The following is a 12996-nucleotide window of genomic DNA, read 5'->3' as shown; positions in this document are numbered from 1 at the left end:
AGCCCGCGAGCTTGCGAGCGAGCGCATCGAGATCAACGGTGAACGAGATCTCGATGCGGACCCTCGCAAGCTCGGGGCCTTACTCGATCAGCGGGGAGTGGCGACTCTTCGGATCACGCCCCGAGCGCAGCGAGGCGCTGCATTGAGACCGCACCTCCGGACCGCGCGAACCCGCGAAAGCGCCCCTGTGGATAGATTTTCGTGGCGGCATGACCGACGACGGATACTGACAAGATGACCGCCTGCGTGTATATCGTCGAGTGCTCCGATGGTAGTTACTACGTCGGAAGCACACGGAACATCGAGCATCGCGTCGAACAGCACAACAGTGGACGCGGGGCTCGCTACACGAGTACCCGGACTCCGGTGCGACTGGTCTTCGTGCAGGAATGCGAAAACATCGGCGAGGCATACGCTCTCGAGAAACGCCTACAGAAGTGGTCGAGGGCGAAGCGACGGGCGTTGATAGAGGGCAGGTTCGACGATCTGCACGAGCTGGCGCTGAAGAGGTTGCGGCGGTGATCTCGATGCGGCGCCTCGCTGCGCTCGGAGCCTTACTCGATCAGCGGAAATCCCTTCGGGGAACCCGTGGTCGGTCGCCAGGGCGGTGATCTCGATGCGGACCCGCGCAAACTCGGTTACTTACTCGATCAGCGGAAACCGTGCGGGAAACGTGTTTGGTCCCGGGTTCCGGCCGCACTCGATCAGCGCGAGTCGTCCGTCGGCACCTCGACGTCGAACCTCAGCACATCGCGCACGAGTGTGCTGATGCTGTCGGCGTCGGTCTTGCTCTTGATCCGAGCGCGGTGCACGTCAACGGTTTTCACGCTCATGCCGAGTTTGCGGGCGATGTTCTGACTGGGCAGTCCCTCGACCACCAACGCGAGGATCTCCCGTTCGCGAGGGGTCAGCAGCGACACCTTCTCCTGAATCGAGCGCCGCAGCTCGTAGGCATGGAATCGCTCGGTCGCCTTCTCCATCCCGGCCTGCACCGCGTCGAGCAAACGCTGTGGATCGTAGGGCTTTTCGAGGAAGTCGAGGGCGCCGGCCTGCAGCGTGGACACGGACATGCGGATGTCGCCGTGTGCCGAGACGAAGATGATCGCGACGTGTGGGGCGAACTCGTTGATGCGTTCCTGCAGTCGGGTACCGCTCATCTGCGGCATGCGGACGTCCAGGACGATGCAGGCGGGATGACTGCCGTCGTAGGCGGCCAGAAACGCGTCGGCGCTGTGGCAGATCTCCGGCTTGATACCGATACTGCCCAATAGCCAGTCGACGGACTCGCACAACTCGGGATCGTCGTCGACGACATACACCGTTGCCGGTGGTGTGCTGTGCTCGTTCGTCTGCTCTGCCATGGTCATGATTCGTCGACGAGACTTTACCCGTCGGCCTCGTCGTTCCACGCCGCATCGGCGGTCCAGTAGTTCATGCCGGCGGCACTGACCTTGTGCTCCCAGGTCGAAGTGCGCTCCAGCCACGGCTCTTCGCTGCGGACGGAGGCGTCGGCGGCCTCCGGGCCGTCGGCCTCGACCGTCCAGTGCACCCAGTTCACCTCGCGACCGTGTTCGTCGTGCACAAACAGGTCGACATGATGCCAGCCGTAGTTGAAGGTGTCCTCGTAGCAGGTGAGGAACATCCGGTGATGGGTTATCGGCCGCGGCTTGAGGACCATGACACAAGTACCTTTCTCTGGTCAGGCCGGAATCGCCGGCAGATCACGCAGCAGGGGCTCGAGCGCTCCCGCCACCTCGAACAGATTTGTTTCGTCGCCGGGCATCCCGATGACCTGCAGGCCCAGCGGAAGTCCGTCGGTGGTCGACGCACCCGGGACCACGACGACGGGCAGACCCAGAAGCTGCCAGGGGCGGCTGAGGATCGGAGAACCCGTGGCATCCAACCCCTTTGGCGCCGGACCCAGCGCCGCAGGCCCGACGATGACGGTGTCGTCGCCGAGCATGTCGCGCAGCAGCGCGCGGGAGCGGTCGCGGCGGATCAACGCACCTGCGGCGGCCGAAGCGGGAACCTCACGGCCGCTGTCGATGAGCGCGCACAGTTGGGGGCTCAACGCGTCGCGGGAACTCTTCTCGATCTTGGCGAGTGTCACGGCCGCCTCGTGCGACATCACCGTCACGTGATCGTCGGCGAGGGTCTGTACATGGTCGTCCCAATCCAGCGGTCCGGCACTGAGTCCGGCGTCGCTGAGAAGACCGGGAAGCAGGTCCAGCAGACGCTGCATCGACGGTTCCACGACGTCGAGGGAACTACCGCGCCACACCAGCGCCGACGAGGCATGTCGTGAATCCGGGCTGCGGCGCGCTCGTCCGGCGAACGCCGAATACACATATGCCAAGTCGTCGACGGTACGGGTCAGAATGCCGAGCGAATCCAACGATTCACTCAGCCCGGTCACACCGGCCAGACTGGTCGTTCCCTGAGCCAGAACCATGCCCACCGCACCGCAATACGACGCCGGCCGGGTCAGCGATCCCGCGGTCTGCGTGCCCAGGGCGATGGGGATGACGCCGGCACCCACCGCCGCCGCGGACCCGCTCGACGATCCGCCCGGCGTGTGATCGGACGCGGCCGGGTTGCGGGTGGGGCCGGGGGAGAAGTAGCCGAATTCCGTGGTCACGGTCTTGCCCTGCACCACCGCACCCAACTCGCGGAACCGTGCGACGCAGGCGGCGTCTGTGCTCGCGGGGTCCGGTGAGGTGACCGCTGATCCGGCACGGGTCGGCAGCCCGGCCACGTCGATCAGATCCTTGATCCCGATCGAGATCCCGCGCAGGGGTCGACGGCCACCCGTCGCGTCTTCGTTCCGCGCATCGTCGACGATGCGGTCGGACAACTGCACCCAGGCCGCGAGGTCCGTCTCGGCACGCTCGATCTCGGCTCGGGTTTGTGCGACAAGTGTTTCCGCGGTCACTGCGCCTTCGTGGACAGCGGTTACCTGGTCACTGACGGGCTGGTTCCAGTAAGCCGAGCTCACCGTTCCTCCTTCTTCCGATGTCATCAGTCTGCCTGGTTGTCGCCGTCGGCAACAGTAAAGAAATCCCTCCTACCGCTGTAACCGGATCCGGTCATAGTTTCACTGGCATCCGACGATCTCCAGCCCCCGACGGAGGAAGAACCGATGTCCACCACCACAACTGATCAGCACACCGAAAGTCCACCCACCCCGCGCAGATTCGATCTGGGCCGGATGTCACGACGTGCGTGGCTGGTCACCGGACTGCTGGTCCTGTTCCAGATCGTGGCGTTCGCCGACAAGGCCGTGCTCGGTCTCGTGTCGGCCGACGCCATTCCCGAACTCGGCTTGACGACAGTCGAGTTCGGGTTCATCGGCAGCGCGTTCTTCTTCCTCTACGCCATCGTCTCGGTCATCACCGGGGTGCTCGCATCGAAGTTCTCCGTCAAATGGATCCTGTTCACGATGAGTATCACCTGGGCGGTGCTGCAGTTCCCGATGCTGCTCGGCGGCGGGGCCGCGATCCTGCTGCTCACCCGCATCCTGCTCGGCGGCGCCGAGGGACCGGCCACCGCCATGTCGCTGACATCGGCGCATACCTGGTTCTCGCCCGTTCGCCGTGCACTGCCGTCGAACCTGATCGCGGCCGGCTCCGCCCTCGGACCCGTCATCGCCGCACCGGTGCTGGTCTGGGTGATCGGGGAATGGGGATGGCGCTGGGCATTCGGCGCGCTGGGCATCGTCGGTCTCATCTGGACGACGGCCTGGTTCCTGCTCGGCGGCGACGGACCGTTCCGCGCCCGTCGGGAGACAGCCACCGACGACGCCGCAACCACTGTCGACGAGGTAACCACGGTCGACACCGCGGCCGACGAGATCGCGACCTCCGCGGTCGACGCACAGAAGCCGGTCGAAATCTGGCGCGCACTGCTCAGCCTGACATTCCTCGCCGCGGTCATCGGTGGCGCCTCCAACTTCTTCGTGCAGGGCTTCCTCACCACCTGGCTGCCGCAGTATCTGGGCACCGTGGCCGGCCTGTCACGCACCACGGTCGGCTCGGTCACCACCGTCCCGTGGGTCATCGGCGCGCTCGTCCTGCTCGCCCTCGGCGCACTCGGACATCGCCTCCTCAAACGTGGATACACCGCACACCGCGCAATCGCCGTCCCGTTCGGCTGCGCGGCCGTCGTCGCCGGCATCTGTTTCGTGGCGATCCAGGCGACCTCGGGCGCCGTTGCCGTGGCGCTCCTGTGTGTCGCGGCGGGATGCAGCCTGGCCTACCCGATGACCGCGGCCGCGATCGGGTACGCCGTCGGCGCCCGGCAACGACCGATCATGATGGCGACCCTCGGCGGCGTCGCGTCGTTCGGTGCGGTGATCTCGCCGATCCTGGTGGGCTGGTTGATGTCTCATGCCGGCTATGTGTCGCCGCCCAAGGGAGTCAAGCCGACTCCGGAAATGGCCGACCGCATGGCTGTCGGTGTGCACCAGGCCTTCACCATCACCGGCCTCGTCCTGCTCGTCGGCGGCACCCTGTGTATCGCGTTCCTGCGCCCCGAACGGCTCGGCCGCACCCTCCAGCAACGATTCGTCAAGGCTTCTTAGGAGCATCCATGTCCACCCAGACCTCTACCCCGGTCGACCCGCAGCTCTTCCGAGAAGTGTTGGGCCACTATCCCACCGGTGTTGTCGTGGTGACCGGCCGCGACACCGAGGGCGGCATCCTCGCCATGGTGGTCGGCACCTTCAGCTCCGTCTCGCTCGAACCGGCCCTGGTGTCGTTCATGCCGATGAAGACCTCCCGCACCTTCGAGCAGATGCAGCAGTGTGATTCGTTGTGCATCAACATCGTCGGCGGCGAGCAGGAAGACGTCGTGATGACCATCGCCCGACGCTGGGAGAACAAGCTCGACGGCGTCGACTGGTTCGAATCACCCTCCGGCGACCCGATTCTCGCCGACTCGGTGGCCTGGATCGACACCCGCATGTGGAACACCGTCGACGCGGGCGACCACTGGATCGCGTTGTGCGAGGTCGTCGACATGGCGGTCACCAACCCGGTGTCGCCGTTGATCTTCTTCCAGGGCGGATACGGCAGCTTCGTGTGCACGTCGTTGATGGCGCGGATGGATCACGAGATCCTCCCGGCCATCCACGCCGCACATGGCGCACGCCCTCAGGTCGAGGCGCTGGCCTCGACGATCGGATGCGAGGTGTCGGTCCTCACCGCGGTCAGTTGCGACGAGATGGCCGTGGCCCTGTCGGCCACCGGCGACGACGTCGACCGTGAACACGGACTGGCCCGTCGGGTACCGATCGTGCCGCCGATCGGCGACAGCTACGTCTTCGATCAGCCCGTGGAAACCCAGGAGCGGTGGATCAACAAGCTCCGCCACGCCGACGACACCGTCAAACAGATCCATCGGGATCGGCTGACGTTCATGCGCGACAACGGTTTCGCAATGTCGTTCCTGCCGCCCGAGGGCGACGCCGCATACGGCGTCATGCGCGATGCCACGAAGCGCTTCGAGAACGGCAGACTCACCCCCGCCGACGAACGCAGCATCCGCGAATCGATCGCCAACTGTGCGGTCGACTATCGCGTGCGTGAACTCGACGACGACCAGACCTACGACATCGGCTCGCTGGTCCTGCCGATCCGCGACCCGAACGGCGGCTACTCGATGACCCTGCGGCTCGCGCAACTCCCGCAGAACGTCACCGGATCTCGAATCCACGAATGGATTCGACAGGCACGGACCGTGGTATCCGCGCTCGAGAACACCGCACCTGCTGCCGCCGAGGTGGATGCCGAATGAACCCGACCGCCACCGACGCGGCGACCGCAGAGGCGATCGCGACACTCACCGCCCGGATCGACGTCCTCGAGGCCGAGGCCGACATCCGCCGGATCCAGGCGCGCTACATGTTCCTCTGCGACACGCCCTGCCCCGAGTTCGGGATTGCCGACGACGCGCACCGCATCGAGGCGATCCTCGACCTCTACACCGACGACGCGGTGTGGGAGGGCGTGGGGGAGTACTACACCGGCCAGTTCGGTCGCGCCGAGGGAAAAGACGCGATCCGCAAGCACTTCCAGAACTTCTGGGGCGAAAAGCGGGACCCCGCACTGTTGTTGAACGCTCACTACCTCACGTCCGAGCAGATCCACGTCACCGGTGACACCGCGACCGGCCAGTGGATTCACATGCAGCCGTGGCTGTTCTCCGACGGCCGCAGTCTGCTGCGCTCGAGCCGGCTCAACAACGCCTTCCGCAAGGAACGCGGACGGTGGCTCATCACCCGCACCCGCACGGAGAACGTGTTCATCGCCGACCTGCCTTCACACTTCGCCTCCGACCATCCGTCCGAATCGGTGCTGATGCGGGACTGAGCGGTCCGCGTCCCGACGGACTTCCGGTCTGGCAAGGTGTCAGTGGGCCCGGGAGGCAGAGATGACCAGATCGCGCGACGACGATTCGATCGCCACCATGTGTCAGAAGGTGGTCGCCGACATCGATCCGGTGACCATCGTAGTCGTGGATCAGATCCGGGCACGTTTACCGTCGTACGCGTCCGTGCCCGTCGTCGAGCACCGGGAGTCGATCAAGCAGCAGTTGCTGCATTGGCTCGAGTACATGGCGCATGGGCACGATGCGTTGGACATCGATCTCGTTCGGGAGCTCGGGCGACAGCGGGCCCTGCAGGGGATGTCGTTGTCGGACGTGATCGAGTCGTTCCACATCGGATCCCGCGAACTGTGGCGCGCGCTCGTCGAGACGTCCCCGGGGCCCACACCGGAACTGCTCGATGCTGCCGGCGAGCTGTGGGACCTCGTCCATGCCGCGACGACGGCGGTGGCAACCGGCCACAGCGAGGCGACGCGGACGGTGGCGGCGGTGCGGGCGAGCCGGCGGTCGGTTCTGTTCGGCCACCTCGAGCAGGGCCGGATCAGCGAGGAGACCCGCAGGTTGGCGGCCGCGCTGAACTTCGATCCGGATGCCGGCTTCCAGGTGGCGTGCACCCCGGCCGAGGACTGGTCGGAGATTCGGTTGCAGGATCTGCAGCACGCGCTTGACGCGGGTCCCGCCCGGGCGTTGTGCAGCCGTCGCGACGATGCGGTCGTGACGATCTTCCAGTCGGTGTCGAGCGAGGTCGTCGTCGAGGTGATCCGGCGTGTGCACCCGGATGCGGCCGTGGGTCTGGGACTGGTGCGCCCGCGCCTGGCCGGCGCCACGACCAGCATGCGTGATGCGCGGCGGGCCATGGCGCTGTTGCGTGCCGGCGGTCGGGTCTGCGACTTCCGCGATGCGTGGATGTCGGCGATCCTGGCCGAGCATCGCGGTGAGCTCGAGCCGATTCTGGCCGTGGGAGCAGAGGTCGCCGCCTCGAATCCGCATCTGGCCGAGGCGGTCGTGGCGTTCACGCGCAACGGGTTCTCCGCCAGTGCCGCGGCGCGCGAGCTTCATCTGCACGCGAATTCGCTGGCCTACCGGCTGGAGCGCTGGCAGCAGTTGACCGGATGGGACCTGCACACCGTCGACGGCCTGGTCCGATCGACGGCAGCAATCGATCTTCGTGAAATTCCCGAACCGATGGAGAATTCTTTGCCCCGGATCCCGATGATTTCTGGCGGATGACCGTCGACAATTAGGTGGTCCCGCCATTTCCACAAAGGAGCGTTCATGACCGCCGACGTTGCGCAGACCCAGCCGGGTGTCGAGATGCCGATGCCGCCGACCTTCGATTCCGTCGAGCAGGAGCGTCTGCACCGCAAGCAGCGCCTCGCCGCTGCGTTCCGGTTGTTCTCCCAATGCGGCTTCGACGAGGGCGTCGCCGGCCACATCACCGCCCGGGACCCGGAGCGCACCGACCATTTCTGGGTCAACCCGTTCGGGATGCACTTCAGTCGGATCCGCGCCAGCGACCTCATCTTGATCAACCACGAGGGCGAGATCGTGGAAGGAAACCGGCCCGTCAACCGCGCCGCGTTCGTCATCCATTCACAGGTGCACGCAGCCCGGCCCGACGCCGTCGCCGCCGCGCACGCACACTCGCTCTACGGCAAGGCCCTGTCGAGTCTGCGGATCGGTCTCGAGCCCCTGACCCAGGACGCGTGCGCGTTCTACGACGACCACGCCGTCTTCGACGACTTCACCGGCGTCGTCAACGAGTTCGACGAGGGACGCCGTATCGCGGCCGCACTCGGCACCAACAAGGCGGCGGTGCTGGCCAATCACGGGCTGCTGACCGTCGGGCAGACCGTGGATTCCGCCGCCTGGTGGTTCATCACGATGGAGCGTTCGTGCCAGGCCCAGATGATCGCCATGGCCGCCGGCACCCCGCACCCGATCGACGCCGCCACCGCCAAACTGACCTACGATCAGGTCGGGCTCGAGTACGCCGGCTGGTTCCAGTTCCAGCCGCTGTTCCAGAAGATCGTGGCAGCGCAGCCCGACCTCCTCGACTGACCAGCCCACAGCTCGGCACATCCGGGGCGCTGCAGACCCGCGTTTCACGAGAACCTTGCGCGGCGCCCCGGAAATGGCTATGGATGGACGGACACACATGTCGGCTCGAAGGGACGATCGATGAAGCTTTCCATCCGTAACCAGCTCGCCGGGGAGGTCGTGTCCGTGACCCTCGGCGCGGTGAACGCCACCGTGAAGATCCGCGTCGACGGCGGCGACCAGATCATCACGTCGTCGATCACCAAGGAAGCGGCCGAGGAACTCGAACTCGCCGAGGGCAAACGGGTGGTCGCGCTCATCAAGGCGTCCGAGGTGAGCGTGGGTGTGCCGGACTGACCGGACGGCTACCGGTGCTGCGCGCCGAGGGAGAACTCGGGGGTGTAGTGCGCGTTCGGTTTACCGGTGATCAGGTCGGCGGCCAGTTCGCCGTACACGGGCGCGAACTTGAACCCGCGGCCCGAAAGTGCCGTCAGCAGAAGCATTCCGGTGTCGGAATCCAGATCGATCAGCGGAAGCCCGCTCGGCGTGCACAATTCGTGATGCATGGAGAACCGGACCGGCTCCGGATTGAGATCCGGGATGAAATCGCTTGCCCAGCTGCTGATCTTGCGGAGATCCTCGCGGCTGAACGACGGCACCTCATCGGGTGAGGAGATCGCGCTCCACAGCGGTTCGGTGGCCACCTTGACGCTGTAGGAGTCGTGGCTCGGTGTGCCGTAGAGGTGCACGCCGTCCTCGTCTCGGATGAACGCCGGGAACCGGTCCGGGCCGAACATCTCCGGCTGCCGCGGCATGAACCAGGTCAGCGACAGCGGGATGATCGACAGGAAGCCCTTGAGATCCGGGCGCAGCTTCAGCGACCAGGAACCGGTCGCCACGACCACCTTGTCGCACGTGATCCGCTGGTCGACGGTGACGATCTCGAGCCGTCCGCCGTGCTCGTCGAAGTCCACCACCTCGGTGTTCGTCAGCACCTGTGCGCCAAAGGCTTTGGCGGTCTCCACCGAGGCGAGCACACTCGCCTCGGGGAAGAGGCTGCCCGCTCGGTGATCGAGAACGGCCATCGTGGAGTCGTCGTCGACCCGATGCTGTGGATACCGAGCCCGCAACGCGGCGGCGTCGAGGATCTCGTGCGGCAGATCGAACTGTTCGGCCGACTCGATCGACTTCAGCAGCGGACCCGAGCCGGTGTCCCCGATCTGCAGGGCGCCGCACTCGTCGTACAGTCGGCGGCCGCTGTCCTTCTCGAGCTCGCGCCACAGTTCGCGGGACCGGGCGAGCATCGGCACGAAGCGCGGTCCTTCATGGACCGCGGACCGGAACAGGCGTGAGTCTCCCGCATACGAACCGCGCGTGTGCCCGATGCCGAACTGTTCGATCCCGACGACCCGCACCCCGCGTTTCGCCAACTGCCACAAGGCCATCGACCCGGAACTGCCGAGCCCGATGACGACGACATCGGTATCCATTGTTGTCGATCCCTCCCGGGTCATGCGAGTTCCGGCGACTGCCAGAGGTTCAGCGTGGTACCGATGCCCTTGGCGATCGCGTTGCGGTACAGCACGGTTCCCCACGCGACGTCCTCGACGGGCATGCCGCCGACAGAGAAGACGATGATCTCGTCGTCCGAGCGCCGCCCGATCGCGTCGCCGGCGGCAACGGCCCCGAGGTCGACGACGTCGGCGGCATCCATCTCGCCGTCGTGGATCATGTCCATGAACTTGCAGCCGATGATCGGGATGGTCTGATGCGACGGATACCCCGTCTCCTCGGACCAGGCCTCATAGAGGCGGACGTTGTCGACGACCTTGCGGACATCGGGGCCCTGCATCGAGGAGTCCATGTTGCACATCGCCGGCATGCTCAGGAATGCACCGGGTTTGATGATGTCGCGGGTCAGGGTCGGATAGGTCGCCGGGTCGCCGGGCACGCCGGTGGTGCAGAAGGTCACGATGTCGGAGTCGCGCACCGCGTCCTCGATCGTGTCCACCTCGATCACCGAGATCTGCGGGTACTCGGCGGCCACCCACGCGGTGAACGCGTCCATGCTGGCGCGTCCGCGGCCCTTGACCTTGACGGTGTCGATGCCCGGACGGGCGACGACGAAGGCAGCCAACGAGGTTCGTGCCATCACGCCCGGCCCGACGATACCGACCGTCGTCGCGTCCTCGCGGGCGAGGAACCGTGCGCCCACGCCCGGCACCGCGCCGGTGCGGTAGGCCGAGAGCAGGTTGGCCGACATCAGCGCCAGCGGCGCCCCGGTGTCGGTGTCGCTCAGCATGAACATGAGGATCGAGCGCGGTAATCCCTTGTCGCGGTTGGCGATATTCGACCCGTACCACTTCACGCCGGTCGTTCCGAAACCGCCGCCGAGGTAGGCCGGCATCGCCATGAAGCGACGGTCGGCGGTGTTGTGCGGCATGCCGGGGAACGGGGACTGCTCCGGGAAGGTGATCATCGCGCCATGCGAGTCACTGTTCGGTCCGGCCATCCGGTAATCGCCCTTGTGCAGCAACACAAAGGTCTCCTGCATGGCGTCGACGCAGCCGGCCATGTCGGTGACGCCGGCGGCGATCATGTCGGGCTCGGAGAGGTAGCGGAAGTCGATGGTGGTGTTCATAAGAGGACCTCACAAGGCATCAGGAGAGTGAAAGGGTTGCGGGAAGACGCGTTCGGGTGGTGCTGAGCCACAACACGAGGGTCGCGAACACCACTTCGACGCCGGCGACTGCCAGCATCGCCGTCGAAAGACCGGACATCGGCACCGCAGCGACCGGTTCCCCGGCCATCGACATCGTGTGGTGCGAGGGGGGCATGGTCATCGACAACAGGTGGAGGGCGATCATCGCCGCCGACATCCCCACCAGCATCGCCCAGCCACGCGGCGATGGCGACCGCACCAGGTGGATCCCGCAGGCGATGCATCCGACCGCCATCGCCAGCGACATCGCTGCCGGCACCGGGCCGAGATGTCCCAGACCGGCGACGTGCAGCGCGCCCGACAGCAGAGCCAGAGTCGCGGCGACAAAACCGGCCACGCGTGGAAAGGCGATGCGACTCATCATCATTCGCGGTGCCGACCCATCTCGGCGTACCGCTCGGGCGAGCGGGGAGCGCAAGATGAGTGCGGCGATCACCCCGAGAACGGCGGCGACGAGCAGGAGCGACGGCAGCAGCCACACCAGGACGCCACCGCTGCCGATCAGCAGGTTGAAGTTGGCGACCCCGACGATCAGGACGGCGATCAGCGCGATGCCCGCGACCAGCGGAGCCACCAGGGTGCGCAACCGGTTCGGATCGAGATCTCCGTGTCGTGCGAAGAACGCCACCACCGCGAACGACGACGCGGCCATGAGAGCGATCACTCCGAGGGTGCCGAGGTTGCACAGCCAGGTGAACAGGGCCAGCACCGGATCTTGGCGTGTCAGTGCGAACACGGCGACGACCACGAGTGCCAACGTCGACTGGGCGACCGATCCGACGTGGGGACTCTGGTGCAGGGAGTGGGTGCGACCGGCGTGTTCGGGCAGCAGACCTTCGCGACCGAGAGCGTAGGTGTAGCGGGCGACGGCGTTGTGGAAGGCCAGCACTGCGGCAAAGACACTGGTGATGAACAGGATTCGCATGATCGTCGTGTACCACGGGCCGATGTAACCGTTCGACAGCTCGAACAGGAACGTCGTCGGGTCGGCGAGCTTGGCGATGTAATCGGGTATGTTGCCGACGCCGGCACCGTTGACCATCAGGAAGGTCACCACCGTGTAGACGACGCCGATGGTGGTCACTGACACGAACGTCGCACGAGCGACGGTACGTTTCGGGTCTTTCGCCTCTTCGCTGTAGATCGCCGTTGCCTCGAAGCCCACGAATGAGGCGAAACAGAACAGCAGGCCGATCGGCAGCGACCCCGACGTCAGCGCGTGGGGTGTCAGCGGGGTGATGCTCAGCGATGTCGTTCCGAAGTCACCGCCCTTGACGGTGATGACGACGGCCAGGATGAGAACGACGAGGAACTCCAACCCGACGAGGATCGAGAGCACCTTGACCGACATGTCGATCTGCCGGTAGCCGAGCACGGCGACCGCGGCGATCCCGATGAGTGCGAACACCCACCAGTCGACCGAGACGCCGAACTCATCGGTGACGAAGGCCGCGGCGGCCGCACCGAATAGACCCCACAGGCCGATCTGCATGGCGTTGTAACTGAGCAACGCGAGATATGCTGCGGCGCCACCGGATTGTTGTCGCAATCCGCGGGTGATGTAGGAGTAGAAGGCTCCGGTGCTGGTGTGGAAGCGCGACATGGCGGTGTAGCCGACGGAGAACACCAGCAGGGTGATCATGGTGACGACGTAGGCGGCGGGAACGCCCGGCCCGTTGCCGAGCAACATGGCAACGGGTGCGCCGCCGGCCATGGCGGTCAGGGGTGCGGCAGCGGAGATCACGAAGAACGTGACACCCAGGGTGCCGAGGGTGCCTCGGCGTAACGAGTGTTCCTGGCGCGCCGACTGATTGGTGGCCGGCGCTACGGGATCGGTGGTCATACGAATG

Annotated in this window: 13 protein-coding genes; 7 read left to right on the top strand and 6 right to left on the bottom strand. The window is 65.9% G+C overall.

The window, feature by feature from the left end; genetic code table 11:
- Nucleotides 1-234 precede the first annotated feature (234 nt).
- Nucleotides 235-522: a GIY-YIG nuclease family protein gene (locus tag ACWDTI_RS19590; protein WP_449739782.1), complete on the top strand. Its 288-nt coding sequence runs from the start codon at nt 235-237 to the stop codon at nt 520-522.
- A 182-nt stretch (nt 523-704) separates the two neighbouring features.
- Here the strand turns inward: ACWDTI_RS19590 and ACWDTI_RS19585 are convergent, their stop codons facing one another.
- Genes ACWDTI_RS19585 through ACWDTI_RS19575 form a run of 3 tightly spaced genes read right to left on the bottom strand, consistent with a single transcriptional unit; the run spans nt 705 to nt 2995 of the window.
- Nucleotides 705-1361: a response regulator transcription factor gene (locus tag ACWDTI_RS19585; protein WP_449739781.1), complete on the bottom strand. Its 657-nt coding sequence runs from the start codon at nt 1359-1361 to the stop codon at nt 705-707.
- Between the two features lie 23 nt (nt 1362-1384).
- Nucleotides 1385-1678: a hypothetical protein gene (locus tag ACWDTI_RS19580; RefSeq protein WP_449739780.1), complete on the bottom strand. Its 294-nt coding sequence runs from the start codon at nt 1676-1678 to the stop codon at nt 1385-1387.
- Between the two features lie 21 nt (nt 1679-1699).
- The gene (locus tag ACWDTI_RS19575) at nt 1700-2995 is read right to left on the bottom strand and encodes an amidase (protein ID WP_449739779.1); all 1296 of its coding nucleotides are present in this window, start codon (nt 2993-2995) and stop codon (nt 1700-1702) included.
- 144 nt (nt 2996-3139) lie between these two features.
- On the opposite strand from ACWDTI_RS19575, the gene ACWDTI_RS19570 reads away from it, so the two are divergent.
- The 6 genes from ACWDTI_RS19570 to ACWDTI_RS19545 all read left to right on the top strand — a co-directional run bounded on the left by ACWDTI_RS19570 (nt 3140) and on the right by ACWDTI_RS19545 (nt 8781).
- Complete coding sequence (locus ACWDTI_RS19570) at nt 3140-4579, top strand: MFS transporter (protein ID WP_449739778.1); 1440 nt, start codon at nt 3140-3142, stop codon at nt 4577-4579.
- An 8-nt stretch (nt 4580-4587) separates the two neighbouring features.
- Nucleotides 4588-5793: a flavin reductase family protein gene (locus ACWDTI_RS19565; RefSeq protein WP_449739777.1), complete on the top strand. Its 1206-nt coding sequence runs from the start codon at nt 4588-4590 to the stop codon at nt 5791-5793.
- The gene (locus ACWDTI_RS19560) at nt 5790-6368 is read left to right on the top strand and encodes a nuclear transport factor 2 family protein (RefSeq protein WP_449739776.1); all 579 of its coding nucleotides are present in this window, start codon (nt 5790-5792) and stop codon (nt 6366-6368) included. The genes ACWDTI_RS19565 and ACWDTI_RS19560 overlap by 4 nt, the downstream gene beginning before the upstream one ends.
- A gap of 61 nt (nt 6369-6429) precedes the next feature.
- Complete coding sequence (locus tag ACWDTI_RS19555) at nt 6430-7614, top strand: PucR family transcriptional regulator (RefSeq protein ID WP_449739775.1); 1185 nt, start codon at nt 6430-6432, stop codon at nt 7612-7614.
- A gap of 45 nt (nt 7615-7659) precedes the next feature.
- Complete coding sequence (locus ACWDTI_RS19550; protein WP_449739774.1) at nt 7660-8445, top strand: class II aldolase/adducin family protein; 786 nt, start codon at nt 7660-7662, stop codon at nt 8443-8445.
- A 120-nt stretch (nt 8446-8565) separates the two neighbouring features.
- A complete protein-coding gene (locus ACWDTI_RS19545) occupies nt 8566-8781 on the top strand; it encodes a TOBE domain-containing protein (protein WP_449739773.1) in 216 nt (71 codons plus the stop codon).
- Between the two features lie 8 nt (nt 8782-8789).
- Here ACWDTI_RS19545 and solA read toward each other — a convergent pair whose 3' ends face one another.
- The 3 genes from solA to ACWDTI_RS19530 are packed head-to-tail and all read right to left on the bottom strand — an operon-like array spanning nt 8790 to nt 12989.
- Entirely contained in the window at nt 8790-9914 is a 1125-nt protein-coding gene (gene solA / locus ACWDTI_RS19540) for an N-methyl-L-tryptophan oxidase (protein WP_449739772.1), read from the bottom strand.
- Between the two features lie 20 nt (nt 9915-9934).
- The gene (locus ACWDTI_RS19535) at nt 9935-11065 is read right to left on the bottom strand and encodes a tyramine oxidase subunit B (protein ID WP_449739771.1); all 1131 of its coding nucleotides are present in this window, start codon (nt 11063-11065) and stop codon (nt 9935-9937) included.
- A gap of 19 nt (nt 11066-11084) precedes the next feature.
- Nucleotides 11085-12989 carry an APC family permease gene (locus tag ACWDTI_RS19530; RefSeq protein WP_449739770.1) on the bottom strand — a complete coding sequence of 635 codons (1905 nt, stop codon included), beginning with the start codon at nt 12987-12989 and terminating at the stop codon, nt 11085-11087.
- Nucleotides 12990-12996: the final 7 nt, after the last annotated feature.

It is taken from the genome of Gordonia sp. NPDC003424 (genome assembly GCF_053588655.1).
Note: the sequence above shows the minus strand (reverse complement) of the source record. Positions and strands in the feature narration are given on the sequence as shown.

Bases quoted from the DNA above. Each gene is read 5' to 3' on its own strand.
- ACWDTI_RS19530 (WP_449739770.1), bottom strand. From the start codon at position 12,989: ATGACCACCGATCCCGTAGCGCCGGCCACCAATCAGTCGGCGCGCCAG.
- ACWDTI_RS19535 (WP_449739771.1), bottom strand. From the start codon at position 11,065: ATGAACACCACCATCGACTTCCGCTACCTCTCCGAGCCCGACATGATC.
- ACWDTI_RS19580 (WP_449739780.1), bottom strand. From the start codon at position 1,678: ATGGTCCTCAAGCCGCGGCCGATAACCCATCACCGGATGTTCCTCACC.
- ACWDTI_RS19590 (WP_449739782.1), top strand. From the start codon at position 235: ATGACCGCCTGCGTGTATATCGTCGAGTGCTCCGATGGTAGTTACTAC.
- ACWDTI_RS19585 (WP_449739781.1), bottom strand. From the start codon at position 1,361: ATGGCAGAGCAGACGAACGAGCACAGCACACCACCGGCAACGGTGTAT.
- ACWDTI_RS19560 (WP_449739776.1), top strand. From the start codon at position 5,790: ATGAACCCGACCGCCACCGACGCGGCGACCGCAGAGGCGATCGCGACA.
- solA (WP_449739772.1), bottom strand. From the start codon at position 9,914: ATGGATACCGATGTCGTCGTCATCGGGCTCGGCAGTTCCGGGTCGATG.
- ACWDTI_RS19550 (WP_449739774.1), top strand. From the start codon at position 7,660: ATGACCGCCGACGTTGCGCAGACCCAGCCGGGTGTCGAGATGCCGATG.
- ACWDTI_RS19555 (WP_449739775.1), top strand. From the start codon at position 6,430: ATGACCAGATCGCGCGACGACGATTCGATCGCCACCATGTGTCAGAAG.
- ACWDTI_RS19570 (WP_449739778.1), top strand. From the start codon at position 3,140: ATGTCCACCACCACAACTGATCAGCACACCGAAAGTCCACCCACCCCG.
- ACWDTI_RS19565 (WP_449739777.1), top strand. From the start codon at position 4,588: ATGTCCACCCAGACCTCTACCCCGGTCGACCCGCAGCTCTTCCGAGAA.
- ACWDTI_RS19545 (WP_449739773.1), top strand. From the start codon at position 8,566: ATGAAGCTTTCCATCCGTAACCAGCTCGCCGGGGAGGTCGTGTCCGTG.